At 60.7% G+C, this 26,495-nt stretch carries 24 protein-coding genes; 5 read left to right on the forward strand and 19 right to left on the reverse strand.

Going from position 1 to position 26,495, the window contains the following annotated elements:
- The 3 genes from ACMYUN_RS04350 to ACMYUN_RS04360 all read right to left on the reverse strand — a co-directional run bounded on the left by ACMYUN_RS04350 (position 1) and on the right by ACMYUN_RS04360 (position 5,539).
- Complete coding sequence (locus tag ACMYUN_RS04350) at positions 1–1,077, reverse strand: SCO family protein (RefSeq protein WP_415763047.1); 1,077 nt, start codon at positions 1,075–1,077, stop codon at positions 1–3.
- Positions 1,074–3,881, reverse strand: a complete 2,808-nt coding sequence (locus ACMYUN_RS04355) for a multicopper oxidase domain-containing protein (protein WP_415763049.1) — start codon at positions 3,879–3,881, stop codon at positions 1,074–1,076. Before ACMYUN_RS04355 ends, ACMYUN_RS04350 begins: the two co-directional genes overlap by 4 nt.
- A 209-nt stretch (positions 3,882–4,090) precedes the next feature.
- Positions 4,091–5,539 carry a sensor histidine kinase gene (locus ACMYUN_RS04360; RefSeq protein WP_415763051.1) on the reverse strand — a complete coding sequence of 483 codons (1,449 nt, stop codon included), beginning with the start codon at positions 5,537–5,539 and terminating at the stop codon, positions 4,091–4,093.
- Positions 5,540–5,945: 406 nt separating this feature from the next.
- Between ACMYUN_RS04360 and ACMYUN_RS04365 the strand changes: the two genes are divergently transcribed.
- The 4 genes from ACMYUN_RS04365 (at position 5,946) to ACMYUN_RS04380 (ending at position 11,573) form a co-directional block, all read left to right on the forward strand.
- Positions 5,946–7,292, forward strand: coding sequence for a hypothetical protein (locus ACMYUN_RS04365; RefSeq protein ID WP_415763052.1), 1,347 nt, complete (start codon positions 5,946–5,948; stop codon positions 7,290–7,292).
- A gap of 35 nt (positions 7,293–7,327) precedes the next feature.
- A complete protein-coding gene (locus tag ACMYUN_RS04370; protein WP_415763054.1) occupies positions 7,328–9,559 on the forward strand; it encodes an Ig-like domain-containing protein in 2,232 nt (743 codons plus the stop codon).
- 71 nt (positions 9,560–9,630) lie between these two features.
- On the forward strand, positions 9,631–10,095 hold the full coding sequence (locus ACMYUN_RS04375) for a curlin (protein WP_415763056.1): 465 nt from the start codon (positions 9,631–9,633) through the stop codon (positions 10,093–10,095).
- 26 nt (positions 10,096–10,121) lie between these two features.
- The gene (locus ACMYUN_RS04380; RefSeq protein ID WP_415763058.1) at positions 10,122–11,573 is read left to right on the forward strand and encodes a curlin; all 1,452 of its coding nucleotides are present in this window, start codon (positions 10,122–10,124) and stop codon (positions 11,571–11,573) included.
- 116 nt (positions 11,574–11,689) lie between these two features.
- Here the strand turns inward: ACMYUN_RS04380 and ACMYUN_RS04385 are convergent, their stop codons facing one another.
- Complete coding sequence (locus tag ACMYUN_RS04385) at positions 11,690–12,166, reverse strand: hypothetical protein (RefSeq protein WP_415763059.1); 477 nt, start codon at positions 12,164–12,166, stop codon at positions 11,690–11,692.
- A gap of 168 nt (positions 12,167–12,334) precedes the next feature.
- Entirely contained in the window at positions 12,335–12,685 is a 351-nt protein-coding gene (locus tag ACMYUN_RS04390; RefSeq protein WP_415763060.1) for a DUF6124 family protein, read from the reverse strand.
- A gap of 696 nt (positions 12,686–13,381) precedes the next feature.
- Between ACMYUN_RS04390 and ACMYUN_RS04395 the strand changes: the two genes are divergently transcribed.
- Entirely contained in the window at positions 13,382–14,377 is a 996-nt protein-coding gene (locus ACMYUN_RS04395; RefSeq protein WP_310408833.1) for an IS110 family transposase, read from the forward strand.
- Positions 14,378–15,867: 1,490 nt separating this feature from the next.
- Here the strand turns inward: ACMYUN_RS04395 and ACMYUN_RS04400 are convergent.
- From ACMYUN_RS04400 to ACMYUN_RS04465, 14 genes are all read right to left on the reverse strand, one after another.
- Complete coding sequence (locus tag ACMYUN_RS04400) at positions 15,868–16,728, reverse strand: CsgG/HfaB family protein (protein WP_415763061.1); 861 nt, start codon at positions 16,726–16,728, stop codon at positions 15,868–15,870.
- A gap of 29 nt (positions 16,729–16,757) precedes the next feature.
- Positions 16,758–17,189 carry a curli assembly protein CsgF gene (locus tag ACMYUN_RS04405; RefSeq protein ID WP_415763062.1) on the reverse strand — a complete coding sequence of 144 codons (432 nt, stop codon included), beginning with the start codon at positions 17,187–17,189 and terminating at the stop codon, positions 16,758–16,760.
- A complete protein-coding gene (gene csgE, locus ACMYUN_RS04410) occupies positions 17,186–17,578 on the reverse strand; it encodes a curli production assembly/transport protein CsgE (RefSeq protein WP_415763063.1) in 393 nt (130 codons plus the stop codon). The genes ACMYUN_RS04405 and csgE overlap by 4 nt, the downstream gene beginning before the upstream one ends.
- Positions 17,575–18,114, reverse strand: coding sequence for a type II secretion system protein (locus ACMYUN_RS04415; protein WP_415763065.1), 540 nt, complete (start codon positions 18,112–18,114; stop codon positions 17,575–17,577). Before ACMYUN_RS04415 ends, csgE begins: the two co-directional genes overlap by 4 nt.
- The gene (locus ACMYUN_RS04420; RefSeq protein WP_007919395.1) at positions 18,089–18,463 is read right to left on the reverse strand and encodes a type II secretion system protein; all 375 of its coding nucleotides are present in this window, start codon (positions 18,461–18,463) and stop codon (positions 18,089–18,091) included. The genes ACMYUN_RS04415 and ACMYUN_RS04420 overlap by 26 nt, the downstream gene beginning before the upstream one ends.
- A gap of 5 nt (positions 18,464–18,468) precedes the next feature.
- Positions 18,469–18,942 carry a type II secretion system protein gene (locus ACMYUN_RS04425; protein WP_415763066.1) on the reverse strand — a complete coding sequence of 158 codons (474 nt, stop codon included), beginning with the start codon at positions 18,940–18,942 and terminating at the stop codon, positions 18,469–18,471.
- 2 nt (positions 18,943–18,944) lie between these two features.
- The gene (locus ACMYUN_RS04430; protein WP_415763067.1) at positions 18,945–20,792 is read right to left on the reverse strand and encodes a secretin N-terminal domain-containing protein; all 1,848 of its coding nucleotides are present in this window, start codon (positions 20,790–20,792) and stop codon (positions 18,945–18,947) included.
- Positions 20,789–21,298 (reverse strand): hypothetical protein, encoded by a 510-nt coding sequence (locus ACMYUN_RS04435; protein ID WP_415763068.1) that lies wholly within the window; start codon positions 21,296–21,298, stop codon positions 20,789–20,791. The genes ACMYUN_RS04430 and ACMYUN_RS04435 overlap by 4 nt, the downstream gene beginning before the upstream one ends.
- Entirely contained in the window at positions 21,298–21,846 is a 549-nt protein-coding gene (locus ACMYUN_RS04440; protein ID WP_415763069.1) for a GspMb/PilO family protein, read from the reverse strand. Before ACMYUN_RS04440 ends, ACMYUN_RS04435 begins: the two co-directional genes overlap by 1 nt.
- The gene (locus ACMYUN_RS04445) at positions 21,833–22,378 is read right to left on the reverse strand and encodes a PilN domain-containing protein (RefSeq protein ID WP_415763070.1); all 546 of its coding nucleotides are present in this window, start codon (positions 22,376–22,378) and stop codon (positions 21,833–21,835) included. Before ACMYUN_RS04445 ends, ACMYUN_RS04440 begins: the two co-directional genes overlap by 14 nt.
- 1 nt (position 22,379) lies before the next feature.
- Entirely contained in the window at positions 22,380–23,183 is an 804-nt protein-coding gene (locus ACMYUN_RS04450; RefSeq protein WP_415763071.1) for a hypothetical protein, read from the reverse strand.
- Complete coding sequence (locus ACMYUN_RS04455) at positions 23,164–24,870, reverse strand: GspE/PulE family protein (protein ID WP_415763072.1); 1,707 nt, start codon at positions 24,868–24,870, stop codon at positions 23,164–23,166. Before ACMYUN_RS04455 ends, ACMYUN_RS04450 begins: the two co-directional genes overlap by 20 nt.
- A gap of 81 nt (positions 24,871–24,951) precedes the next feature.
- A complete protein-coding gene (locus ACMYUN_RS04460) occupies positions 24,952–25,485 on the reverse strand; it encodes a response regulator (protein WP_122700545.1) in 534 nt (177 codons plus the stop codon).
- A gap of 234 nt (positions 25,486–25,719) precedes the next feature.
- Complete coding sequence (locus ACMYUN_RS04465; RefSeq protein ID WP_415763073.1) at positions 25,720–26,481, reverse strand: SurA N-terminal domain-containing protein; 762 nt, start codon at positions 26,479–26,481, stop codon at positions 25,720–25,722.
- Positions 26,482–26,495: the final 14 nt, after the last annotated feature.

The raw sequence follows: 26,495 nt of genomic DNA on the forward strand, positions 1-26,495 counted from the left end.
CTATTGCATACGACTGACGGCTGCGGCTCCAGCGCCAGCCGTCACAGCGTTGACGGACGGCTGCTGGCGCTCGGTTTCATCCGCAAGAAATTCAATGATCGATTGCACGGCCGATTCGTCGAGGCGCAGGTTGGGCATCGGGATTCGCTCGAATTGTTCGTAGAGTTGCAGGGCAATCGGATCTTTTTCAGCGAGCAGGCGATCCGGCTCGCGGATCCAGCGGTTGAGCCACTGCGGATCACGCTGGCGGGTCACACCCATCAGGTCCGGACCGATGCTGCGCATGCCAATGCCCTGGCCATCCATCGGCCCGAGGCTGTGACACGAGGCGCAGCGTGTGCGAAACAATTCTTCGCCACTGCTTGGCGGTCGAATATCCGGAGCGTTGACGTAGCTTTGCTCGGTACTCGGCTGTTTCCAGTTCTGCAGGGTGTTGGCCAGTTGATCGGCGAGGATCCATGGGTTTTCGAACGGCGAAGCCTTCATCCAGCGCCCGGTGCTCTGGTTGCCGACAATCAGGCTGAGGTTGTGATCCTTGCTGCGGCCGTTGTCGACGCCATCGATAAACAGGCCAAGCGTCTTGCGCAGCTCGGTGACGTCTGCCAATTCGCCAGTGAGAAACTTCCAGCCGGGGCCGACCTTGAAGCGTTGCGCGTAAGCCTTGAGCACATCGGGCGTATCGCTGAGAGGGTCGATGCTGATCGAATAGAAGAAGATGTCCTGGCCGACCCGATCACCGAGCAGCTTCTGTACCTGACGCAGGCGCGCGGTTTCCAGCGGGCAGGAATCGCTGCAGGAGGTGAAGATGAAATTGATCACCACCACTTTGTCTTTGATCAGGTCATCAAAAAACCGTAGCTGCCGACCATCCTGATCGGTCAGCAACGTGTCGGGAAAATAATCGCTGCCCCACGGTGTGGCGGTTTCGCTGGCCATTGTCGCCGCGCCGGAGCTGGCCTGGTGCGCCAGCAGCACGCGGCTGCCGAGCACGCAGGCCACCAGGATCAGCACCAGGTGCATGCCCAGCGCCCGGGAGCGCGGAGTATGCCAAGTCCGGTAAGCGTGCCGGCGGTTCATGGCTTGACCACCACTTGCGGTCCCATGCCATCGCCATTGCGGAAGGTCGGCAGCGCGGCGGAATTGACGTAACGCACGCCATCCCAGCTCGGCAGCGGTGTCGGCATCAGCTGCAACTGCCCGGGTTTCTCCAGGTCCCAGCGCAGCAACATCGAATTGTCCTCATGCTGGGTGTTGTGACAATGCTCCATGTAAGTGCCGGCAAACTCGCGGAAGTTGATCGCCATTTCCACACTGTCCAGACCATCACGTTCCGAACCGATGCGATAGACATCCTTGCGCGCCCATTTTTCCCACTCTGGCGGCGCCTTGCCGCCGCGACTGAGGATGATCCCCTCTTCGAAATGCACGTGCACCGGATGGCTCCAGCCCGTGCCGCCGGCCTTGATGTTCCACACCTCCAGGGTGCCGAATCCGGTGACGCCAGCATCGGTAGGGCCGCTGGAGAGCTGGGTCGAGGCATTCAGCCGACGCGGATCCATGTGGAAGCCGAAGCCGCCATCCGTCTTGACCGTCCACGGTGCCTGATCGGTGCCGTCGGATCGGCCGAAAGTGAAGGTGCGATGCCGGGCGTTGGCCAGCAGCGCTTTGTCGGCAGTATTGTCACGGTGAATTTTCAGCGGAATCATCACCAGCCCTTCGGCCTTGCCCGGTTTGGCCGGTTCATAGGCTGCCGGGTTCATCGCCAGATCCTGACCGGTATAAGCCTTGACGTTGAGCTGCAGAACCTTGCCCACCGCCGGATCGCCCCGATCCCATTGCGGGCCTTTACTGGTCTGTTTGATCACCGCCAGATATTTCTCGGAAAGGATGTCGGCCAGTGGAATGACGTCTTTCGGTCCCTTGCCGTCGTCATGAGCCTGCATATTGACGAAGAACAGCTTATCGCCCGGCTTGATGCCGTTTTTTGAAAAGTTGACGATGATATCGAAGCGCTCGGCGATACCCTGGGTCGGCAGAATCGCGTTGTGATTCTGCTTATCGCCGTCGGCGTCGAGGTCCATGCTGCCGTCGAACGGCACGCTGTGTTCCATGATGTTGCCGTCATTGGCAATCATGTGGAACGGCACGCGGCTATACGACACGCCGCCATTTTTCGGCCCCGCAAACTCGCCGCCACTGCCTTTGATTTCTCGCACCAGCGCCAGTTTGAAGTAGCGCGACACCGAACCGTTGAGCATGCGCAAGCGATAACTGCGCGCACGCACGTCGAGGCTTGGTTTCCATTGCCAGTTGACCAACACCTGATCGCCGAGGAAGCCATCGGTGTTGAACGGGTTGAACCACAACTGGCCTTCCTGATCCCACGCCTTGTCGGCGAAAACCAGGTTGACGTCGTAGTCGCGGTTGCCCCACGGCAAGGCGCTGCCGCTGGGCAGACGCAGATTGACGCCATCGTTCACCGACTCGTTACCGCGATCCAGGGCGCTGTAGTAGTTCATCATCGCCGCGTTGCCCTTGTAGACGTTTTGCGCGGTGAAATCGAGCATGTGGTCGTGGAACCAGTGGGTGCTCATGGTTTCACGCCAGTCGCCACGGATCTTGATGGTGCCGTTGTCACAGGTCTTTTTCGCCGGGGTGAGGTCGTTGACCCACAGGGTTTCCCCCGGCGCGCAGGGGAACGCCGCGCGCGGATCTTCAGCCTTGGTATTGATGCTGTCGTAGCCGGCGAGCTGGATCGGCCAGCGATAGTCGTAGAACTGCCCCGGAAAGAAGAACGCATTGGCATAGCCGTCGCTCTCCGCCGGCGCGTGGCCGTTGTGTTCGTGGGTGCTGATGGTGTGCAGACCGAAGCCCCGATTGGCCGACGGATCGATCGGCAGGCCATTGTAATGGCGCATCAGCACAGGCTGGCCGTAGCGCACCATCAACAGTTTCGGCGGCAGTGTGCCGTCGAAGGTCCACACCGCATTGTGGTTTTGCACCGGCATGTTCGGGTGAAAACGAGGGTCGACACCTTTTGCAGTGCCGTCGGTCGCCGGTAGGCCGGCCACGTTGTGATACAGCCCGCCGGGGCCGAACTCGCCCAGCGCATAGCCGTGCATCTGCAGGCTGTCACGCAGGCCTCCATTGAGGCGCGCCCCGGTCTGCACGGTCTTATAGGCCGCTTGCGGATAAAACTCGTTCCAGCGCTGATGCGCCCAGCCTTTTCCCGGCGGGCGCCCTTCTGCTGATGAGCCGATGTGGCGGTTGAGGAAGACTTCGATCTGGGTTTGCCAGGGATTGCGGTCAACCACGTTGGAAAACTGGCTGGGAAACGGTGTCAGTCCGGGCTGGCGCAAAAAGGCATCGAGCGCACTGCCGGGCGGCGCGCTGCGGGCAACATTGTTCGGATCCTGCGCGGGCGCCGGGCCAATCGCGACCGACGGGAACGGCAATAATGCCGCCGGTGTGGCCGGGTCAAGCTTTTCCGGGCCGAACTCTTCGAACAAGGTCAGCTGTTGAGTAAACGGCTGCGCACCATACAGCGGACTGGGTTTGCCATTGGTGGGGTAATTGAAACTGGTCTGCACTGTCGGCGGCAGCACGTTCTCGATCCGCGTCGAATCACGCGAGCCTTTGACGCCGTCCGGCAGATCGAATGAGTCTTCGTTGGCCTCGGGCATGGTCAGGATGGCATTCAGCGCCCCGGCGCGATCAGCGGGCTCGTCGTAGTAGGCCGATGGATCAGAGATTTCCGGCTGTCGCTCGTCATCGATCGGACTGGCCCGAACGCCCCCGACCATGCCAAGCGTCACCAGCAAAAAGACGCTCATGGGGGTCAGCAGAAAGGTATTACTCGGATCACGCATTGCTCTGTCCATCACCAGCCACCTCAGCAAGGAAGGGGTGATGGAGTTCTGCAACGAGCGCGCCAATAAATCATTTCTTTTTGTAACAGTGACTTGGAAGGACTGAGTGATTCCCCATTCCCCAGCGACCGGGGCTTGACACCCATTAACGGGGGGAGTTCATAAATATTCGTGATTTATATAAATCCGTGTAGGAGCTACCAAAAGCTGCGATCTGTTGATCAGGGGACTGGCTGAAAAACCAGGCGAACGTTCGTGCCTTCGCCTTCGCGGCTGTCGAGTGTCACACCACCGCCGAAGCGTTCCATGATGCGTTTGACCAGCACCAGACCGACCCCCAGGCCACCGGTCTTGGTGGTAAAAAACGGTCGAAACGCCATGGTGCGCTGTTCTTCGTTCATGCCTTTGCCGGTATCGCTCAGCATCACGCACACGCGTCGATCGTTGCTGGGTTCAAGCTGGACGGTCAAGGTACCACCCTTGTCCATGGACTCGAATGCATTGGCCAAAAGGCTGTTGAGGATCTGTGCCAGCTGCACCGGCTGGCTCAGTACCATGGGTGTGCTTTGCGGTTGAAACACTACGCGCACACCGGTTCGGGCGATCTGCTGTTCGAAAGCGACGAGGCATTCGTGCAGCGTCGCCACCAGGTTGACCGGCTCAGGGTCATCGCTGAGCGGACGCAGGGACTGCAGCAACTCGCGCACCCATTTCGACATGCGGTCGACCTGACCGATGATGTCGTGGATGTTTTTCTGCGCCGGGCCGCTGTCAAACTCCAGGGCCAGCTCGGCACTGGAGCGAATCGTCGCCAGCGGATTGCGCAAGCTGTGCGCTACGGCGGAAGACATCTCACCCAGCGCGACAAAGGTTTCATTGGCGATCAGCTGCTTCTGCTGGGCGGCGAGCAGAATCGCTGCGCGCCGCACGATCCAGTACAAGCCCAGATAGATCAAGCCACCGCCCAGCGCGGTCGCCAGCCAGATCAGCGCCAGGCCGCGCTCCATACGGGTGATCAGGTCCTTGGGTTCTTTATAGATCTCGACCATCGCCGTGACGTTCTTGCCGTCGGCGTCGAACAACGGAATGTAGTTTTCGATAAAGATGTAATCCGGCGGCGTGACGAATTTCTGCTCCTCTCGCGCCTTGTCGACGTTGTGGTAGCTGGCCGACACCGGGATCTTTTGATTGAAGGCACGATCGAGATCTTCATCGGCATGAATGTTGGTGCCGATCAGCGCTGGATTGGTCGACCAGATCACTTGCCGGTCTGGTGCGTAGATATTGGCCAGGATGACGTCCGGAAGATGCTCGATGTGGTCCAGGAACTCGGCGCGGGCAGCCGCACGGGCTTGCGGGTCGACGTCGGTAAAGGATCGGTCCTGACGCGGGTCGAGCAATTCGCCCATGGTTCGGACATTGGCAATGGAAACGTGGCGCACCTCGGCCGAGGCGATGGCCTGGATGAACTGCGCCGTGAGCAAGGCATCGCGCTGCACGCTTTCTTCGATCACGAACCTCGTCGAAACGGTGCCTAGCGCCACCGCTACGGTACCGATCACAGCCATGCTGATCAGCGAAAACCAGCGCAGCAGATTGAACGGCCGCTTGCGCGAGCCCGACTGCCGCTTGTCCCCCTGTAGCGCAAGCGAACTGGACTGCATGTTCATGGCGGCGATTCCCGAGGCGTCTCCATAGGTATAGCCCACGGTTGGGGGATTGCCCGGATACGGGGACAGCGGTGCGTTCCCCCGAACACCATCCCTCTCTGTGGGAGCGAGCCTGCTCGCGAAGGCGGTGGTTCAGTAGACATATGCCTCCCAGGATGTTCCTTTCGCGAGCAGGCTCGCTCCCACAGGATCTACACCGACAGCCGTTCAGTGTTCATCCCCAGCGCCCCCAACTCTGGGGGCATTCGCCCTGTCCCCGCAAGCCACGAAGCTGATCATGTTGCCCGCCAGGCCCTCTATCCCGGCCATTTCCCGTCCATCCACCCCACCTTGGCATGGAAGGTGTACAGCCCCCTGCAACTGACCCGTCCCCAAGGGGCAGGCACTTCGATAGAGGGCTTAACTCATGCACCCTTTACTGTCCAAAACCGCGACCGTCCTGGTCGTGAGCGCCTTGGCCCAGGGCATCGCCCAGGCCGCTCTGTTTGCTGTCGATCCCGGCCCGTATGCACCGGCGACCGGCGGTTTCGCCAGTTGGTATCAGGATTCCCATGGCCGCACCCTGGACCTGTGCCTGTCGAAGGCGCTCAGCTCCCGCGTACCGAGCGCTCCCGGCGCGCCGTCGTACATGTGCTCGCTGCTGCCGACCCCCGGTGTTTTCGACGACGCGCAACCGATCGTCTTCCCGACCAATTTCCCTGACGAAGCGTTCTGGTTCACTGGCGAGACCGCCATCGTCGACGCTGCGCGCGGAATCGATCTGGGGTATGTCAGCGCCATCGAAGCCGCGTTCGCTGCCGAGGAACCGGTAGAAGGTGATCAAGTCAGCTTCGCGCGGATCCGCATTCGGGTCGACGTGCCCACCGCCGGCACCTACGTCATCACCCACCCCTACGGCGTCGACGTGTTCAATATCGATACCCCCGGGCGGCGCGCGATCAACATGACCCGCGACATCGGCATCGGCACGCCGAAAACCTACGACGGCGCGCTCAAGGGCGACATCGGCCCGTTCCTGCGCAGCGTCAACGGCCCGTACACCGAGACCAACCCGGTATCCGGTGCCGCCGAGCAATTCGTTGGCGATCCGAACCTCAACGAAGCCGTCACCGGCAGCCCGTTCAACACCAACTTCGTGCGTATCGAAGGGCCCAACGGCCTCGACCTGCGAACGACCACGTTCGCCGTCTCGGGCAAATTATCAACTGTGGTGCGGCCAACGCCGCTGATCACTCAGCGCAGCACTTACTCACGCAAGGCCGGCGCCAGTGCACCCGTGGCGCAACAGGACGTTTTCGTCCTGGCGCCACCGGCCCCCGGCACCGCAGCAGTCACCAGCAGCACGCCGGTGCTGAACATGACCGAAGCCAATTCCACCGGCAGTTGGTATGCGCAATCGCCCGCCAACCCGACCTTGCCGACCACGCTGCAAGTGACCGCTGACAACCACCTGGCTATCGCCAGCAGCACCCCGACCACCCTGCCGATGACCCTCACCGATCTGGTGGTGATCCAGCGCGCCGAATACAGCCTGAGTTCCGGGCAGTTGACGCTGGTGGCATCGACCAGTGACGAAACCTCGCCGCCAGTGCTCACCGCCAGTTCCGTCAGCGGCGCCGCTATCGGTGCGTTGGGCGGCGACGGCGCGGTGAAAACCCTGGCCACCGGCATCTCGCCGATCCCGCCGGCCAAGGTTCGCGTGACGTCGTCCAACGGCGGCAGCGATACCGAAGAAGTGGTCATCGTGCAATGAACGCTCACATGCCCAGATCCGCATCAGGAGGCATCATGAACAAGTGGCCACGCTTTGCGCTCAACGCGCTCGGGCTCGCTCTTTCGCTGACCGGCAGCGCTTATGCGCAACTGGCCGCCGTCGACCCCGGCCCCTACACCTTCGCCACCGGGAAATTCCCGATGTGGTATCAGGACAACAATCTGCTGTCGATGGAACTGTGCCAGTCGCGCGCCGCCAGTTCGCGGGTGCCGGTGAGTACGCCGCCGGCCTACATGTGCATCCTGCTCGCCGAGCCGGGCATCTTTGATGATGCCCAACCGATGATTTTCCCGGACAACTGGCCGCCGGAGGCGTTCTGGTTTCTGGCCGAGACAGCGATCCCGCAGGTCGGCAACAGCGGTTACGAACTCGACGCCTACGTCGCCGGGATCGAAGCGGCGTTCGCTTCGGAGAACCCCATCGATGGCGATCAGGCCAGCTTCGCGCGCATCCGCATTCGCGTCTCGGTGCCGACCGCCGGCACCTATACCATTACCCACCCGTACGGCGTTGAAACGGTCAATGTCACCACGCCCGGTCGCCGCGCCATCAATATCACCCGCGACATCGGCATCGGTGCACCGGGCAATTTTACCGGTGCGATCAATGGTGACCTCGGTCCGTTCCTGCGCAGCGTCAACGGTCCCTACACCGAAGTGAACCCGGACACCGGCGCCACGGAAACTTTCGTCGGCGACCCCAACCTCAACGAGGCGGTGACCGGCAGCCCGTTCAACACCAACTTCGTGCGCATCACCGGCCCGGCCGGGACGATCCAGTCGAACCTGTTCAGCCTGTCCGGCAAGGTGCTCGACAACCGTCAGCAGACCCAGGTCGACATCGACCGCGCCACCTATCGCCGCACCGCTGCAGGTGTGCGCGCCGAGGTCTTCGCCAAAGCAGACAGCAGTTCCTCACTGTGTTTCAGGGAAAGCATCGCGCTGTTGCCCGGGCCGCCCGCCACGCCGTGCCAGACCAGTCTTCTGGGTGACAACAACGGTTTGTTCTTCGGCCAGCGTCTGGGCTCCGGCCCGGTACCTGCGGTGATCGTGGTCACCGCGACCAACCCGACCGGCACCACCCGGCCGACGGCGGTATCGAGCAAACTAACCGATGTGGTGAAAGTGCAGACCGCACGCTACAGCTGGGACAACCACAGCCTGTTGATCGAGGCGACATCGAGCGATGAAGTGGCGATTCCGGACATGGTTGCCCAAGGCTATGGACGCCTGTCGAAGAGCGGCACCTTGCAGCGCATCACCGTCGCCGACCTGACCCAGCCTCCGGCTACCGTGACGGTGAAATCTGCTGCAGGCGGCAGTGACACCGAAGCCGTCGTCGTGGTCGGCACTGCGCCGGACACCGGTGAAAATCAGGCGCCGATCAGCAATGCGGACAGCGGCAGTACCAGTTTCGGTGTGCCGATCACCCTCAGCGTGCTGACCAACGACAGCGACCCCGACGGCAATACGCCGCTGGGCATCACCGCGCTGACGCAACCGCCAACCGGCCAAGGCAGCGTCGTATTGAGCGGCACGGCAGCGGTGGTCTATACCCCGCCAGCGGTAGTCAATGCACCGCTGACCACCAGCTTCACCTACAAGGCCCAGGACGCCAAAGGCCTGGCCTCGGTCAACCCGGCGACCGTGACGATCACCGTGGCCCCGAACCAGGCCCCGACCGCCGTCGCGGACAGCGTCGCCACCCTGGGCGTGGCAATCCCTATCAACGTGCTGGCCAACGACACCGATCCGGAAGGCAACGTGCCGCTGGGCGTCAACAGTCTGACCCAACCGGCAGCCGGCCGTGGCACGGTCAGCACCGACGGCACAGTGATCACCTACACCCCACCGGCCACCGTGACCACGGCGTTCACCACGACCTTCACCTACATCGCCCGGGACAGCTTCGGCGCCCTGTCGACGCCGGCCACGGTCACGGTGCAAGTGTCGCCACGGCCAGCGGCGGAAACGTTCACCGTCACCGCGTCCACGGTGCAGGCGCGTTCCGGCGGTCGCTTCAACTGGGACTTCACCGGCACCTCGTCAGTGACTACCGGCAACACCATCACAGTGCAGGTCAGCACGCCAACCGGCGTCGTTACGCTGGGCAGCACCACGGTACCGGTGACCGGACGCTGGCGGCTGACGCTGAACAACACGCTGGTGGTGCCATCGGCCAACCCGACTGCGACGATCCGTTCATCCCAGGGCACCGTGCGCACGGTGTCGGTGACCACGCTCTGAGCCTGCGCCCCGGCCGCTTGCGAGCGACCGCGGCGCGGTCTTGAAGGTTAACGCCTGAAAGGATTTACACCATGAACACGTCGACCGCCGCCCTGCTTTGCCTGCTTGTGCTGTGCAGCACAGCGGGCGCGCGTGCCGATGACTTGATGGAAAACGACGATCTGGCAGCCACCAGCTCCGACCTCGGCGAACTGCCCGCACCTGTGGGTCAGCAAGCCCTGATCGATCAACTCGGCCAGGCCAACGTCGCCCTGCTGCAACAGAACGGTCAGTCGCTGCTCGGGCAGATCGTGCAAGCGGGCAGCAATCAGGAGGCGTACATCCTGCAACAGGGCAGCGACCTGATGGCGCTGATCAACCAGAACGGTTCCGGCAACGCCGCCTACATCACGCAGAACGGCAGCCACAACCGCGCGCAGATTTCGCAAAACGGCAACAACAACGACGCCAGCATCGAGCAGGCCGGCACGGGGCTGCAAAGCGCCGTGACCCAGTCGGGCAACGGCATGAGCGTTTCGGTCAAGCAATATCGCTAAGCACTGCACTCATCGGAGAGTTCATCATGTTCAAACTGACGCCCCTCACCGCCGCCCTGCTGGTCATGATCAGTGCCCAGGCCATGGCCGACGACAGCCTGTCCAACCAGAGCCAGGCCGGTACGGCCAACATCGCAGATGTAAAACAGACCCAGGCCCCTCTCAGCAGCGCCACCCAGACCCAATTGGGCCAGGGCAACGACGCCGCCGCCGTGCAGGATCACGCCAGCAGCGTGATTACTCAGGACGCCGTCGGCGACTACAACGCGGCCTACGCCGAACAGCTTTACGAAGACAACGCCACCATCACCCAGCAACAGGTCGGCGCCTTCAACACCACCCACGCCAGCCAGTCGCTGGGTTTCGGCTCAGCGAACAGCGCGCTGCAACAGCAGCAAGGCACTGGCAACTTCTCCTTCGTCTACCAGGATTCGCAAAACGGCAGCGAGGCGAAAACCCTGCAGTTCGGCGACAGCAACGAAGCCAACATCGAACAACTCTACGAAGGGGTCGGCAACAGCTCGGTGATCACCCAATACGGCACCGCCAACTACGGCACCGCCGAACAGGTCACCCACAATGGCGGCCAGATCGGCATCAACCAGGCCGGCGAAAGCAACTACGCCTACGGCGATCAGCGCAACGGCACCGGTGGCAGCATCACCATCAACCAGTTCGGCAGCCTGAACGGCACCGAGATCTGGCAAGACGCGCAAACCGCCAGCCAGGCCACCGTCAACCAGTATGGCGACAGCAACGAAACCGTGGTCGACCAGAGCTTCGGCGAAAACAACGCCGCCGCCGTCACCCAGGTCGGCAATGCCAACGCGATCTACGCCGACCAGTTCGAGTCGGTCAACTCGACTTTGGCGCTGTATCAGGTGGGCAACGGCAACGTGCACTTCACCTACCAGAACGGCGACAGCCACGTGCTCAACGCTACCTCCGTGGGCAACGACAACAAGGTCTACGCCAGCAATTGGAAAGGCCCGCAATCGGGCGGTCAGTTCGGCAGCGGCCAGCGCGCCACCGTCACCCAGGCGGGCAATGGCAACATCGCCAGCTTCACTCAGGATGGCGTCGGCCATGTAATGACCACCAGTCAGACCGGGACGGGCAACAAAACCACGGTCAGTCAGGCCGAGTCGTATAACGAGCTGTACTTTGATCAGAATGGCAGTGACAACATTCTGATCTCGGATCAGCGCGGCACGGGCAACCTGGTGCAGGGCTCTTCGAATGGCACCGGCAACAGCGCATCGTTTGATCAATCAGGCTCGGGCAACCAGGCGTACACCGCGCAACTGTATGGCAGCGACAACATGATCACGGTTAAACAGGCAGATACGATGAACGTGGCGTATGTCACCCAGGGCGGGACGGGCAACATTGCCAATGTCGATCAGAGTGGGGTTACGCAGACGGCGAATATTCAGCAGTTCGGGTCGGCTAACCAGGCGACGGTTTTGCAGCAGTAGCGGTTGGGTGTTGATTGGCCGCGATTCTCTGGTGAGGGGGGGTCGCGGTTTTTTGTGGGCTCTTTGTAGGAGCTGCCGATCATGCCCCGAGCCTTCGGCAGCTCCTACTAAGCCCATCAATCTGGCATTGAACGAATGATGTCGGCCAGATCATCCTTGGTTAACTCGTTGGCCTTAATAGCGGCTGCGATATCTTTTTTGGAAAGCGGAAAACGCTTGAAAATTTCTTTCAAAGTATCCGCATCCACATTTGCCAGCCAGAGTGGATCAATAAAAGAACCACCATACTCAGGCTTCATGGGCACTTCTTCGTGAGCAATCACGCCCTTATGATTTAGATACACCACATAACGATCGTGACCTTCAGGAAAGCTTTTATCGTGGTAGAGCGTAGTGCCCAGAGGCAGGACATAGAAATTATCGTCGCCATTTGGACCTTCGATAAGCAACGGTTCTTTAGTTTTGATCATTTTCATATCGTGTCGATTTAAATAATCGCTACATACGATCAACGCCAACAACGCCGCATTCACCGATAGAACTGCCACCAAACCAAAACTGACTCGCCTGTTCGTAAAAAATTTCCCTTTCATTTTTTGCCTCGTTATTCCCTTCGAACACGGCTGGCAGATCAGCGGACGTGAAAACGCTACAGTGTATCGCTGCCTTCCTCGATTCGTGTGGAACTGAAACCCGCTTATGACGCAGAGCGTCAAGGGCTGCATTCCCACGCAGAGCGTGGGAACGATCAATTGGTGTGTTCAGTTCTTGAGTTCGACGTGATCAAGGGCTTGGTTGACGGCCAGTTCGCCCAGCATGACGACCTGCGCGATGCCCAGCGCGGTCTTGCGGTGCGAGGGATCCAGGGAGGCGGCGAAGTTGTTGAGCATTTCACTGGCCGAGCCGAGGGTTTCACTGGCGTTGGCGAGCAGGGATTCGGTGTTGTAGCTGGGCTCCGGCTCGTTGGCGCTGGCCATGATGCGGGCGGTGGGATTGAGGTAGTAATCGAGGGCGCGGTCGGCGGCTGTGTGGAGTTTTTTGCTGTCGACGCAGGCGTAGGGGGATGTGGTGTTGATGTCTGGTTCTGGGGGGTTGGGGTTTGGTTTTTTCATGGTGAATCTCCGATCCTGAAGTGAAGCTGGCCCATTCGGTTTCCGAACGAATAGGTGGCAGCTGTACGCAGGCTGCAAACCCGGGGAACGGAGAACCCGGTTGACCCGAAGGTCTCCCGCGCACAGCCGCCATAACGGAGTGCACACAATAAAGGTGCGCAAGCATGCGTCATGAAAAGCGCAAATGCGCTCGGTTCACGTCGGGGTTCCCAATCCCGGTCACTGATTTGGCAGCGACGAACACAGGCTAGAGACCGGACGTCCGACGGACAACCTGAAAACCCTGTGGGAAAGTTCTGCAAAATCGAAACAACCTTTAAACATTCCGAATTGAAATACGCACGGGTAGGAGCTGCCGCAGGCTGCGATCTTTTGATCTTGATCTTAAAAAATCAAAGTCAAAAGATCGCAGCCTTCGGCAGCTCCTTGTATGTTCCCCAGACACCAGCATGAATGAGATCTAAGCTCGCTGGTGCGACATACGAAGATGTGTTTCTGGGGGAGACCGATCGCTCCTTAAGGCAGGACTTGCTCCTGACCTTGTCTGTAGAGAGGTCCCCCCGCCTCATTGCCCACCACGAAGAGTATCGAGAAGCCGACGAGTCGGACTTCGCATTACAAGGTTGCAGTGGCATGAAGTTCGAGGTCAGGGGAACCAGGAAGCATTTTTAACTCAGTTCTCTTGGAGTTGAAAGCATGAACATGCACGTCGGTTTGGATGTGGGATCTCGCACTACAGCGATGGGCTGGCGCAATGGCGGCCGCTTTGCAGGTCAGTGCAATATCGACCAGACGCCGGCGGGGCGCAAGGCTGCTGTCGGCAAATTGCTTGAGCTCAAGCCGATATCTGTGGTGATGGAAGCCACCGGTATCTACTACCTGGACTTGGCCATGGAGCTCGCTGCGGCGGGTTTGCCAGTCTCGGTTATCAATCCGAAGAGTTTTCACAACTTTGCAAAGCTGATGCTGAAAAACAGCAAAACGGACGCAATCGATGCCCAATTATTAGCTGAATACGGCGAACGGATGAGCCCAAGGTTGTGGACGCCGCCCACTTCAATACAGCTTGAGCTGCGTGCTATCGGCCGCCACATCAATCGTTTGACAGGTCACCGCACCCGCGCCAAAAACGAGCTGCATGCGCTAAAAGCTACTCAAACAACACTCCCGATGCTGATTGAGGATGAAGAAGAGGCCATCAACGCCTTTGACAAACGAATCGAGCGTTTCCGTGTCGCTGGTCGGGCATTGATCGACAACTGCCCAATGTTGAGCGCCCAGTTTGGACACATGATTGCCGCTCCAGGCATGGGTGAGATCTCAGTATTTGCAGCGCTGGCTGAACTGACGACCTTACCGGTGACGCTTAAATCCGCGCAGGTTAGCCGCCATGCCGGACTCGATGTCCGACTCACGCAATCAGGAAGCAGCATTGATAAACCCGGCCGGATAAGTAAGGGCGGCAATGCCTATTTGCGCTCAGCGATGTACATGCCTGCGCTGACCGCCATACGTTGCGACCCGAACGTGAAAGCGTTTTACGAAGCGTTGGTGGCCCGAGGAAAGAGGAAGATGCAAGCTATCGTCGCAGTCATGCGCAAATACCTGACCGGACTATGGGCCTGCATGCAGGCCGGAGAAGACTTCGACACGGCCAAGCTTTTTAGCGGTAAACACGTCCAAAAAGCTTGACCGTGAACAGAGTATCTACAGTGAATGTGTGCAACCGGCGGGAATTGGTCGGCTCATAGATCGCCATCGCTGGCAAGTCGAATCGTCGCACCGCAGCTCCCACAAGGATTTGGGTGCATCCGCAATAGCAACTGAGTCTGAGAGATAGCTATCTCGAGCAGGCTCACTCCTACAATTGAATCGTATGTTGTCAGCAAGAGATTGGGGGCTGTCAGGCCGCCTTCGCGAGCAGGCTCGCTCCCACAGTTTTAATGTCGTACAACCCAAGCGGCAAAGCCGCCCCACTCAACAGGATGAGCGTTAGCTCGAGTGCTTTTGATCTTGCTTTTGATCCACCGGCGACGTCGGAAGGCTGAGTGGAGGGATTGATCCGGGCGTGGGAGCGCAGCGACCGTCTGGCGCAGCCAGACACAGCGGAAGGAGGTGCAGCGAAGCAAACCGTAGCCGCTGCGCCCGGATCGATCCGGAGCGAAGGGACCCGAGCTTGCGAGGGCCGAACGTAGGAGCAAGCCTTTTGGGTTACCTTTTTGGCGTTTGAAAAAGGTGACCCGCCGTAAGGGCGGAACCCTAAGTGGCCGTGACCGCAGCAACGGAGATGTACAAAGAACAAAAAATCAGCGCCTGAAAGAAAGCCATCGCCAGCAGGCTGGCTCCCACATTGGAACTGGGTACATCTGCCAGAGCCTGGTCGGCTGTAAGGCCGCCATCGCTGGCAAGCCAGCTCCCACAAGGATTTGGGTACACCCGCAATAGCTACTGTGTCTGAGAAATAGCTATCGCGAGCAGGCTCACTCCTACAATTGAATCGCGTGTTGTCAGCAAGAGATTGGGGGCTGTCAGGCCGCCTTCGCGAGCAGGCTCGCTCCCACAGTTTTAATGTCGTACAACCCAAGCGGCAAAGCCGCCCCACTCAACAGGATGAGCGTTAGCTCGAGTGCTTTTGATCTTGCTTTTGATCCACCGGCGACGTCGGAAGGCTGAGTGGAGGGATTGATCCGGGCGTGGGAGCGCAGCGACCGTCTGGCGCAGCCAGACACAGCGGAAGGAGGTGCAGCGCAGCAAACCGTAGCCGCTGCGCCCGGATCGATCCGGAGCGAAGGGACCCGAGCTTGCGAGGGCCGAACGTAGGAGCAAGCCTTTTGGGTTACCTTTTTGGCGTTTGAAAAAGGTGACCCGCCGTAAGGGCGGAACCCTAAGTGGCCGTGACCGCAGCAACGGAGATGTACACAGAACAAAAAATCAGCGCCTGAAAGAAAGCCATCGCCAGCAGGCTGGCTCCCACATTGGAACTGGGTACGTCTGCCAGAGATTGGACGGCTGTGAGGCCGCCATCGCTGGCAAGCCAGCTCCCACAAGGTCTGAGTGCATTCGCGATATCGTCGATGCCCAATAGATAGCTATCGCGAGCAGGCTCACTCCTACAAGTTGAACCGGTTTCGACCGAGAGAGCCTGGTCGGCTATCAGGCCGCCAAGCTCAACAGCAAAAACCTCACTCAGCCTCAGGATCAATCTTGTTCTGAGTCAAATACCGATTCAGAACATCCTCCTGCCCAGGCGAAGAAACATCCCCCGCCACCTGCCACAAGCGCCGCTCAATGCCCTGCGCCACCATATGCCCCACCGCCGCCTCGATCGCCGACAACACACAAAGCTGCGCCGGTTCATTGGTGGTATACCCCACCTCAGCCTCCAGCAACTTCTTGAACTCGATAAACTTGAAAATCCCGGCACTGCGCGCCACCGAGTAAATCGTCTTGCTGGTCATCACGTTCGACAGCACCTGCCCACTGCGCACATCCACTGCGCGAAGATTCACGGTCACCTGATCCACCCGATACTCACGTTGCAAATCAATCCCCAGATACCGCGCCCCTTCCCCACCGCTGCGCACATTGGTGTCATAGGCAATGATCCCGCCCTCAAGCATCATGTTCGCCGCCTGCAACGGCGGCAGCTCACCCTGAATATTCACCGGCGTATTCGGCTTCTTCTGCGAAGCGCGAATGATCTTGCGTTCGGTCAGCAGATTCTGCAGCCCTTCACGCTCCAGCACGACAAACCAGCCGCTGGCCTGCATCGCGTCCATCAACATCGACGCCGCGCCCTGGGTCACGCTGGTGGAAAACGAACTCGCCGGGGTCGGTTTGTATTGCCCGGTCTGGTCACGGAAACCGTACACCACCGCCATCAATCGCCCCTTGGGTCGCGGCATCTTCAGCAAGTCGTAATAGGTCGAGGCCCTGGGGGTCAGGGTCGGGGTTTCGGTGTCCTGCTCGGCCGACATCGGCTCACGCAGACTGCACCCTTGTAATGTCGCCAACAGCAGCCCTAGCGCGATGATCTTTTTCATGTCCGTCACTCCCCGGAACCGTCAGCCCGTCATGGGTTGAGGCCGTTCACCTGAATTTCCGAAACCTCACCGGTCGCTCGATCGGTCACTTCAATGCTCAGTGCCCCGGAGTCGTCGATGACGTTGACGATAAATGAGTCGGTGGACAGGCTCCCCGTGTTGCCGGTGGAGATGTTGTCCAGCAACTGCCCTAGCAGCCGCGATTGCAATTGACTGGTGAAGCGCTCCAGTGCCGAAGTCCCGGCCACGGCCGAGCGGCTCTTGATGTCCGGGTCGTCGTGATCGTTTTGTGCCTGCGCGTTGTTGAGCAACCAGGTGCCGTTCAGCGGGTTGCCGCCGAACGACGGGTTGACCGGCGTATAGACCAGCTCGGTGGCCTGGACGGCGGCAGTGCCGGCAAGGCCGATCAACAACCCCGAGATCCAGAATCCGCTGCGCCGTGAGAACGTTGTGTTGTTCATAATTCGTCCTTCTCAAGGTCGGTGGTGTCCTGCAACAGTGCCTCCAGCTTGCGCTGGACAACCTGGCGGCGAACCCAGTCGGCGGCCGCGTAGGCCTCGTCCTTGAGCTCCACGGTGTTCGGCGGCAGGAAGCGCCGATAGACCAGGCGTTGCTGATATTCCACGGTCACCAGGCTGCCCCAGCGCGCGTCGGGGCGCTCGCGCACCACCAGGTTGAAATCCATCGGGCTGGTGTCGCGCAGGCGTTCGGTGAACGAGTAGTAAAAGTCGTGGCCGATGTGCGAGATCGTGTCGTCGACGACGAACCCCATCATTTCGTCTTCTTCAGCAGCGCACGCGCCGCCAGCCGCAAGCATCACGATCAGCGCGCACCACCAATGGCGAGTCATGGCTGCAATGCCTGGGGCTGCTTCGACTGCCCTTTCGCCGGGCCGTTGGCGCCGTCGAGGAAGGCTTTTTCGGCAACGAACTGCCAGTCCGAATAACGCTGCATACCTTGGAAATCCGACCATTGCGTCGGGAAGTTCGCCTGCTTCAACGGCACCTCGGTCGAGGCGCTGTTGAGACCGGTGATGCGTCCGTCAAAACCGCGTTGCAGCGCCCATTCACCCTGTCCGATCGGATCCGGATAGAGCTGACGCAGGTGATGTTTCGCCTCGGGAAAACGTTGATCGTCGAGCAGGTCGGCCAGTTCTTTCGGGTACTGCGCCAGCCCCGGCGAGCTGCGGTAGTAGCTGCGCAGCGCCTGCGCATACTGGGTCCCGACCCAGAGCAACTGGTGTTCACGGTCGCGACGCGCAGTGGTCGACCACAACTCGCCGGCACTGGCCAACCCCATGCCCATCAGCACAATCAGCAACAGCACGCCCAGGTAAGTAAAACCACCTTGCTGCGCGCAGTTACCACTCGGAATACTGGCTGCCATCACGCGCCCTCCCGGTAGCACCGCTCTTGATATCGGCCACGCCACCGGCGACACCGTCCGGTGGCGCGATCAGCACCCACTGGTCTTTGCGTTCGGTGATCGGGTCCAGTGGCGCATTACGCAGGTATCGTTGCTCGATCAATTGCTCGATGGAATCGGGATAGCGGCCGGTGTCGCCGTAGAAATGATCCAGCGCTTCGCGCATGGCCGACAGGCTCTGGCGCAGCGTGGTTTCCTTCGACGCTTCGAGGCTGTTGAAGTAGCGCGGCAACGCAATGGTCATCAATGTCGCGATGATCGCCATCACCACCATCAGCTCCAGCAAGGTAAAACCTTTTTCCCGGCGCATGAGCTTCACCACTCGCGGTAGGCAATGCCGTTGAGGCCCTTGCCCCGCGCGTGGGAATAGACATCAAAGACGTCTTCGCCATCGCGCGGATTCTGAGCCGGACTGTCGTAGGCGCGCAGGCCCCAACCCCCTTCATCGTCACGTTTGGCCGGCACCAGCGGATCACGCGGGATGCGGCGTAAAAAGTAGAACTTGGCGCCCTTCGCGCTGCGTACATCGCGCACGCCCTCGACCAGCACTTTCAGGTTCGGCGGGTAGCCGCTGCTGTTCAGCGACTTCTCGATGTAACCGGCATCGAACGCACGTTTGTAGGCGTCGATGGCATCGCGAATCTGATACAGCGCATTGCGCAATTCCTGCTCCTTGCCGCGTCGAACCAGGGTCTCGGTCAGCGGCGCGGCCATGCTCGCCAGCAGGCCGATCAGGGCCAGCGTCACCACCACTTCGATCAGCGTGAAACCGCGTTGGCAGGCGTTCATGATCAAGGCTTCTCGACGGTGACACGGGTAGTTGCCACGGCCGAGTCGCCGACTGCACGCGGCTGCGCGGCAGGTGACGGCACCACGTAGCTCTGCGAACGATCCGGGGCCTGAATGTGCATGCTGGTTTCGGTGCCGGTGGAGAACTCCATGTCCGAGGGGCTCTGGTACGGCAGGTTGCGCACGACCCGAGGGGTAATCGACAACACCAGCTCGGATTTGCCGACAGTGTCCTTGTTGCTGCCAAAGAGCCGGCCCAAACCGGGAATGTCACCAAGGCCAGGAATCTTGTTACCCGTAGCGCCGTGGTCGTTGCGCACCAGCCCGGCAAGAATTTGCGTTTCGCCGTCATGCAAGCGCAGCGTCGTCTGCGCATTGCGGGTGTCGACCTGCACCGGGATCGTGCCCTGACGGGTCGGTTCCAGCGGCGTGGCGTTACTCACTTCGAGGGCAATCTTGATCGCCACTTCGTTGTTCAGATGCACCGTCGGTTGCACCTCGAGTTTCAAACCGACGTCGAGGTAAGTGACGCTTTCGGTGATCACCGGGCCTTGAGTCGATGGCACCGACGTGGCGCTGATGATCGGCACGCGCTGACCGATGTGAATCCGTGCCTGTTCACGGTTGCTCACGCGAATCACCGGGCTGGCGAGTGTGTTGATGTCGTTGTCCTGCGCATTGATCTTGGCCTGTGGCGAAGGCGAGATCGAGATGCGGCTGGAGTTGATTCCTTTGAGCTGATCGAGCAGGGTCACCGCCGAACCGTCGCTGTTGACCACGCCGAAGGTGTTCGGCCATTGCAGGCCGAGGTCGAGAATGCGCTGGGTGGCGACTTCCATCACTTCCACTTCAAGCACCACTTCCGGATTGGACTGGTCTTGCGACTGCAGGAGTTTTTCGGCCATGCGCACGGCATCTTCAGTGTCGCGCATGGTCAGGGTGTTGAGGCGTTCGTCGACAAACACGTCGCGGGTCTTGAGCATGGTTTTCACCATGTTCAGGGCGGTGTTGGCGTCGATGCTGGTCAGGTAAAAGGTGCGCATCACCAGTTCCTGGTAATCCTTCACTTTCTGCGGCGAATCCGGGTAGATCAGCAAGGTGTTTTCGTTCACCACTTTCTGGTGCAACTGGTTCTGTTGCAGCAGCAGGGTCACCGCGTCTTCGATGCGCACGTCCCGCACGAAGATGGTGGCTTTCATGTCCGGGCGCAGGTCCTTGTCGAAGATGAAATTCAGCCCGGCGACCTGCGACAGCACTTCGAAAATGGTCTTGAGATTGGCGTCGCGAAACTCCAGGGTCACCGGGCGATCAAGCTTGGTGCGCAACTGCGGATAGACGATGACGTTGCGGCTTTGCACCAGACGGATGTTGCCCTGCAGCTCCAGCGCGCCTTCGTTGTTCGGGTCGAGTTCGAGGATCTGTTTGACCTGGCGGTCGGCGCCGTAGATGTCGCCGCGACGCAGGTCGCCACGGGCCAGTTCAAGCTTCTCGTCCATGCTGCGCAGATAGTCCATCTGCTTCAGGGCATCCTGGGCGCGGCGGTTATTCGGTTCGATGGTCAACACGCGGTTGTAGGCGACCCGCGCGGAAGCAAAATCGCGCCGTGCGCGGTCAGTGTCGCCAGAGGTCAGCAACGCCGTGATTGCCTTGGCCCGACCACTGTTGAGCAGCAGGTGCAATTCGGTGTCACGCGGATCTTCGCGCAACCCCTCCTCGATTCGGGCCAGCCCCGCCTCGTATTGCCCCTGTTCAATCAGGTCGGCGGCTTCCTTGTTGGCCACTTGTGCGGTGCTGCAGGCAGCCAGCCCGGCGCACAGGCCGACACTCATCAGCAAACGGGATCGGTTCATTGCGTGCTCCCCACAGACAGGGTCTGCGACAAATGCAAAGGCAGGTAGACCAGACTCAGTTCCAGATCGGAAATGCCGGTGATCTTCCAGGTGTCGTCGATCACATCCCCGTTGCGCACGACGTAGATTTTCTCACCGCTCTGCAAAAACACTTGCAGGTCGCTGCGGTCATGCAGCCTGCCGACGAATTGAAACGGCAGCGGTGGCAGGCTCGGGGCTTGCACCACCGGGGCGGGGTTGACGGCAATTTCAGTGACGGTGGCCAGGGTCGGCGCGGCTTTCCAGGTCTTCGCCGCGAACAGGTCGCCGGCCGGGCCGAGGTCCTTGATTGGCGCTGTCTTGACCCTGCCTGCCTGGGCGCCATGGCTGGCAGATTTCACCGGCGTGGCCACGGCCACTTCGGCCGATTCCGGGTCTTCGCCTGGCGTGAAGTACTCGGGCAACCAGGCCAGCGCCGCTGCCACACCGAAGAACCCCAGCCAACCGGTCACGCGCTTGCTATTCATCACGACCTCGACAGGTAGAGGGTCAAACGGATCCGCCCGTTGAGGTCGGTGTCACCAATCTTCTTGCGCTGCAGTTCGAGGTCTTCCACCACCACCGCCGGCAACTGCCCGAGCAAGGCATGCAGGAAGCGCCGCAGTTGCGGATAACTGCCACGCACCGGCAAGAGGATCTGATAGCGCGCCAAGTGGGTTTTCGGGTCGACGCCAAGCGCGTACTCGCCGCGCGCCAGGGTGATGTGTTCCTGCGCCGCGAGCGCATAGATGCGATCGATCGCCACGGTGGCCTGCGGTTGCGCCGGCAGCTTGTTGCGAAAGTCATCAAGCTGACGTTGCGGTACCACGGGCGGCGCGACGCTGCCGTCTTCGACCTGGGCCAGATAGTCGCTGGCCTCCTGCGTCTGTGACGTGAGTTGCTGCAGCGACTGCCAGCCCGGCAGCAAGCCAGCGAGTGCCCAGGCCAGTGCAACCAGTAGCAGCGCCAGCCCGGCCAGACCCGGAATACCGAGGCCCTGCAGGTATTCGTGGACGATCAGTCTAGGGATTCGCATCGCCTGTCTCCCAGGTCGCCGACAGGTTGAATTGCACCGGTTGTTCCGGCGATTTGACGACGATTTCGTGGCTGAGCAGCGACACGTCGGACAGTTCGTCACTGGCTTCCAGACGCTTGTGAAAATCGAGCATGGCTTGCAGATCCCGCGCTTCGGCACTGATGCGCACCTGGCCCTTGCGCGCATCCGGGGTCAGGCTCAGCAGCGCGACGTCGTCACGCGGCAGCGCTTCGAGCATGGCGAACAGGCGTTCCCAGGGGCGCCGCAGTTGCTGGGAAACCTTGCGCATTTCGGCGAGGTTCTGCGCCTGCTCGCGGGTTTCTGCCGGGCTTAACGTGCTCTTGCTGCTGTTATCGCCAGTGAGCTGGCGCTGGGTCGTCTGCAAGTGACCTTGCTGTTGTTCGGATTGGCCATCGAGATGCTGTTGCACGCCCAGGCACAGCAGCGCCAACACCACACCGCCGCCGAGCAGCCCCCAGCCCAGCGGGCCGGAACGTGGCCGTGGCTGAAAATCCAGATTGAGCGCGCGCATGTCAGGCCACCGCCCGGGACATGGCGTACAAGCCGTCACGCACGTTCATCGACGCGTCTTCAAGGCTGCGCAATTGCACGCCAGGCAAGTCTGGCTGCGCATCGAGGCGCGCCGGCGCGTGCAGGTAAACGTTGAAGGCGCGCTCGCTGGTCGAGGCTTGCAGCTGCCGTTCGCGACCGATCAACGCACTCAGCGCGCCATCGCTGTCACTGCCGCCGACCGAGCGCACACTGGCCCAGCGCCCTTCCCTTGCGAGCAACAAGACGCTGCGTTGCGGCTCGGCCACCACGAACAGGAAATCGCCGGCATCCAGGCTTTTGTCGAAACGGTTGAACGCCGCCATCAAATACGGTTGCACCGAGCGCAGGCGCAGACCGCGAGCGCTGACCAGTGTGCGCAAGCGATCGAGCAAATCCTGCGGCAAGGCACTGGCGATGCGGTCGTAACCTGTCGGTTCGGCGGACAGCACCAGACTCCACGCCTGAGTCGTCGCGCCGAACAAGTCTTCAAAACACAGTCGGGCAAAGCCGCGCAGTTCTTCAGGGCTGCTGATCTGCGCGCTCCACGGCACCAGGCAGAAACGGCTGAAGTGGCCGGAAATCACTACGCTGACTTCGGCGCCGGCGCGGGCGTGTTCACCGAGCAAGCGATCGAGGGTGTCGAGCGCCACCGCGTAGCTCTGGAAGCCTTCGTCGATGTAACCGACACTGCCCAGCCAGAGAGTGTCGCTACCGCGCCGCTGCCCCAGGCCAACACCGCTGGCGCCGAGCACGGCGATAAAACGCTCACGCGATAAAAGTGACACGATTGATCTCCTCCAGCGTGGTGCGGCCCTGCTCTACCAGCTCCAGCGCCGATTCGCGCAACAGGCGCAAACCACGGGCGCAGGCCAGAGCCTTGATTTGGGTGATCGGTTGACGCTCGACGATCATCTGCCGCAGTTCGTCGTCCAGGTGCAGCAACTCGGCAATCGCCGTGCGCCCGCGATAACCGCTGCCCCGGCAGTGGCCGCAGCCCTTGCCGTGGACGAAGTGGTAGTGCTCGACTTTTTGCGGATCGAGGCCCGAGGCGCGCAGCTCTTCATCGCTCGGCCTGACCGCTGCGCTGCAACTGGTGCAGACCAGACGGATCAGGCGCTGAGCAAGGATCGCGTTGAGCGCCGAGACCAGGCTGTAGGGGTCGATTTCCATTTGCGTGAAGCGGCCAATCACGTCGAAGACGTTGTTGGCGTGGATGGTGGTGAATACCAGGTGACCGGTGAGCGCTGATTGCACGGCGATCTGTGCGGTATCCGGGTCGCGGATTTCGCCGACCATGATCTTGTCCGGGTCATGGCGCAGGATCGAGCGCAGACCACGGGCGAAGGTCAGGCCTTTCTTCTCGTTGACCGGAATTTGCAACACCCCCGGCAGTTGATATTCGACCGGGTCTTCGATGGTGATGATCTTGTCCACGCCATGGTTGATCTCGGTGATCATCGCGTACAGCGTGGTGGTCTTGCCGCTGCCGGTCGGGCCGGTCACCAGCACCATGCCGTAGGGCTCGGCGGCGAGGCGGCGCAACTGGCGCAAGGTTTCGTCTTCAAAACCCAGCGCCTGCAGTTGCACGCCGCAGATCTTGTCCGCCAGATCCTGTTTGTCGAGCACCCGCAGCACCGCATCTTCACCGAAAATGCTCGGCATGATCGACACACGAAAATCGATCTGCCGGCCACTGATGCCGATCTTGAAGCGGCCATCCTGCGGCACACGCTTTTCGCCGATGTCCAGCTCGGCCATGACCTTGACCCGCGAGATCACCTGCTCGGCGAACTCGCACCCCTGGACCTTGCTGATGTTGTTGAGCACGCCGTCAATGCGGTACTTGATCACCAGGCCATTGCCGGTGGTGCCGAGATGGATGTCGCTGGCGTGCATTTTCAGCGCGTCGTACAGGGTCGAGTTGACCAGTTTCACCACGCTGCTGGCGTCTTCGCTGATACTCGTCAGCGACAGGCTTTGCAGGGTGTCGATTTCGTGATGGGTGTCGCCCTGGGCATTCAGCGAGTCGACGGCGTGGAAGCTTTCTTCATGGCGGGCCAGATAGGCCTTGAGGTCATCGGCGTGCACCAGATACAGCGGCGCCCCGTGCAGGCAGTCGTCTATCCAGGCCAGCCGCGCCGACTCGAAGGGGTCGGCGAATACACCAATGACTTCGTCGTTATGACGCAGCAGGATGAATTCACGTTTGAGGCATTGCGCAAGGTTGATCCGGTCGAATACCGGCGTCGCCTGGAACAGGCTGTCGGTGGCCAGCACCGGGTAATGCAGGGTCGCGCCGAGGCAATCAATGAACGGCATCGGCGCCAATTCGCAGAGCACGGCGAGCGCATCGAGGACGCGTTCGCCCGAGGTGGTGGCCCGTGCCCGGGCCTGAGCCAGCTGTTCACAGGTAAACCGCTCTGCAGCGGTTTGCGCCTGCGGTGGTTCGACGACAACGGACAGACGTTCCATGGCTTGCTCTCCAACCGGGGCCTGAAGCCCTGTCGGCGCGGCAAACTCTGGCGGCTAGTGCCGGAACGTCTGATCGCGCCATTACTCCCCGGTGAGCATCTGATCGTCGTCCGGTGCCATGGCCGTCGCGCGACTTCGTCGCCGATCCGCCAACACCCAACTGCCATCGTACAACTGCAACGGGAAGCTCTCGGTCCTGCTCTGGCGTCGTTCGACAAACCCTTCGGAAGGGCTCGCACCGGGTTTCGCTTCACGCTTGATGCCTAAAAGGTCGCAGACAGCTCGGGCCAGTTCCGCCAAGGGAAACGGTTTGAACAGGATGTGGCTGACCCCCAGTTGCCGCGCCCGCTCACAGACTTCGGCGGTCGGGTGACCCGTTATCAGCACAAAATGGCACGTCCTGTTCTGGCGGACGGCGTCGAGCACCTCAAAACCTTCCATATCGGGCAAGCGGTAATCGAACACCAGTACATCGGGAGCAAACGCTTCGGCCAAACCGATACCCGTCGCTCCGTCATGTGCAATCCGGACGTCCAGCCCTTGCGCCGACAGATAATCCTGAAGGTTCTGTGCAAGCAGCTGTTCGTCTTCGACAACCAGTACTTTGTTAACCAAGGTCGACTCCTTGAAGCAGCAGATCCGGCAGATGAAACCTTGAGCCCGGGTCTGGTGGAGTGTGCCTTACTCTCGGTAACGCACACTTCATGCCAGGCGCAATGCCAGTATTTTTAAGTCTTCATGTCCTTGAATTCAATGACAATGCCCGCTCGTCCCGGTACCCCGTTCCCCAGAAACGGGGAAGCACCTGAATGGGCATCGAAGCCATTCCCCACTATTGGGGGGGAAGCTTCAATCGTCGTCAATTCGTTCGATCCTGTTCTGCGCCCGCAATTGTGCGAGCACCTGACGACGAGCCTGGGCCTGTTGCTGTCGAGCGCGTTCATCCCCGACTGATTCCAGCCCTTGCATACGTGGGACATCGCTCGCCTCCCAGTGGTTCTCTAGATAGACCAGGTGCCAGCCGAATGGTGAGCGCACCGTTGCGCTGACGAAGCCTGCAGAGGCAATGATAGACGCTCGCATCTGTATCAAGCGTAGCTGCGCTTGTGCCTGGGTGGTGGCATCGGCATTCGGCGCAACCTTGATCAGCAGTTGCTGAGTGCGGGTGAAACGCTGACGCAGCAATGCGGCAAACATTTGCTGCGCGGCCAGTTCACGAGCCAGGTAATCGCGGTACGACGCCTCGTCGAAGCCGGCGTCCTGTAACCGCCGACCGAAGGGCTCAGCGCCGCCGAGTGCGGTGCGTGTCTGATTGATCTGTTGCTGGAGCGTTTGCTCGTCAATGAGCACACCGCGCTTGCGTGACTCCTGCCACAGCAGCTCGCGGTCGATCAGCGCATCCAGCGCAGCCCGGCGCAGCTGCCTGTAGGCCTTGGGATTGCGAATGCTCGCAACGGCGCGGCCCTGATCTTCCAGGTATTCGGCGAAATAGCGCTCGAGACGAAACTGCGAAATTTCCTCGCCATTGACCCGCGCCGCCGCCGGCCCGTTGCCGGCCCACGCCGCCGGCAAACAGCAGATCAGCAGCCACATCAGGGTTATGAGCTTCATGAGCGGAGCCTCCG

This window comes from Pseudomonas sp. CP4, from assembly GCF_047758505.1.
GTDB classification, from domain to species: domain Bacteria; phylum Pseudomonadota; class Gammaproteobacteria; order Pseudomonadales; family Pseudomonadaceae; genus Aquipseudomonas; species Aquipseudomonas fluorescens_AO.

Excerpts from the sequence above, each read along its gene's own strand:
- ACMYUN_RS04390 (WP_415763060.1), bottom strand. The coding sequence starts at position 12,685 with ATGAAAAAACCAAACCCCAACCCCCCAGAACCAGACATCAACACCACA.
- ACMYUN_RS04375 (WP_415763056.1), top strand. The coding sequence starts at position 9,631 with ATGAACACGTCGACCGCCGCCCTGCTTTGCCTGCTTGTGCTGTGCAGC.
- ACMYUN_RS04440 (WP_415763069.1), bottom strand. The coding sequence starts at position 21,846 with ATGCGAATCCCTAGACTGATCGTCCACGAATACCTGCAGGGCCTCGGT.
- csgE (WP_415763063.1), bottom strand. The coding sequence starts at position 17,578 with ATGACTCGCCATTGGTGGTGCGCGCTGATCGTGATGCTTGCGGCTGGC.
- ACMYUN_RS04405 (WP_415763062.1), bottom strand. The coding sequence starts at position 17,189 with ATGAACAACACAACGTTCTCACGGCGCAGCGGATTCTGGATCTCGGGG.
- ACMYUN_RS04415 (WP_415763065.1), bottom strand. The coding sequence starts at position 18,114 with ATGGCAGCCAGTATTCCGAGTGGTAACTGCGCGCAGCAAGGTGGTTTT.
- ACMYUN_RS04370 (WP_415763054.1), top strand. The coding sequence starts at position 7,328 with ATGAACAAGTGGCCACGCTTTGCGCTCAACGCGCTCGGGCTCGCTCTT.
- ACMYUN_RS04445 (WP_415763070.1), bottom strand. The coding sequence starts at position 22,378 with ATGCGCGCGCTCAATCTGGATTTTCAGCCACGGCCACGTTCCGGCCCG.
- ACMYUN_RS04365 (WP_415763052.1), top strand. The coding sequence starts at position 5,946 with ATGCACCCTTTACTGTCCAAAACCGCGACCGTCCTGGTCGTGAGCGCC.
- ACMYUN_RS04350 (WP_415763047.1), bottom strand. The coding sequence starts at position 1,077 with ATGAACCGCCGGCACGCTTACCGGACTTGGCATACTCCGCGCTCCCGG.
- ACMYUN_RS04400 (WP_415763061.1), bottom strand. The coding sequence starts at position 16,728 with ATGAAAAAGATCATCGCGCTAGGGCTGCTGTTGGCGACATTACAAGGG.
- ACMYUN_RS04455 (WP_415763072.1), bottom strand. The coding sequence starts at position 24,870 with ATGGAACGTCTGTCCGTTGTCGTCGAACCACCGCAGGCGCAAACCGCT.
- ACMYUN_RS04360 (WP_415763051.1), bottom strand. The coding sequence starts at position 5,539 with ATGAACATGCAGTCCAGTTCGCTTGCGCTACAGGGGGACAAGCGGCAG.
- ACMYUN_RS04380 (WP_415763058.1), top strand. The coding sequence starts at position 10,122 with ATGTTCAAACTGACGCCCCTCACCGCCGCCCTGCTGGTCATGATCAGT.
- ACMYUN_RS04395 (WP_310408833.1), top strand. The coding sequence starts at position 13,382 with ATGAACATGCACGTCGGTTTGGATGTGGGATCTCGCACTACAGCGATG.
- ACMYUN_RS04435 (WP_415763068.1), bottom strand. The coding sequence starts at position 21,298 with ATGAATAGCAAGCGCGTGACCGGTTGGCTGGGGTTCTTCGGTGTGGCA.
- ACMYUN_RS04430 (WP_415763067.1), bottom strand. The coding sequence starts at position 20,792 with ATGAACCGATCCCGTTTGCTGATGAGTGTCGGCCTGTGCGCCGGGCTG.
- ACMYUN_RS04385 (WP_415763059.1), bottom strand. The coding sequence starts at position 12,166 with ATGAAAGGGAAATTTTTTACGAACAGGCGAGTCAGTTTTGGTTTGGTG.
- ACMYUN_RS04425 (WP_415763066.1), bottom strand. The coding sequence starts at position 18,942 with ATGAACGCCTGCCAACGCGGTTTCACGCTGATCGAAGTGGTGGTGACG.
- ACMYUN_RS04355 (WP_415763049.1), bottom strand. The coding sequence starts at position 3,881 with ATGGACAGAGCAATGCGTGATCCGAGTAATACCTTTCTGCTGACCCCC.
- ACMYUN_RS04420 (WP_007919395.1), bottom strand. The coding sequence starts at position 18,463 with ATGCGCCGGGAAAAAGGTTTTACCTTGCTGGAGCTGATGGTGGTGATG.
- ACMYUN_RS04465 (WP_415763073.1), bottom strand. The coding sequence starts at position 26,481 with ATGAAGCTCATAACCCTGATGTGGCTGCTGATCTGCTGTTTGCCGGCG.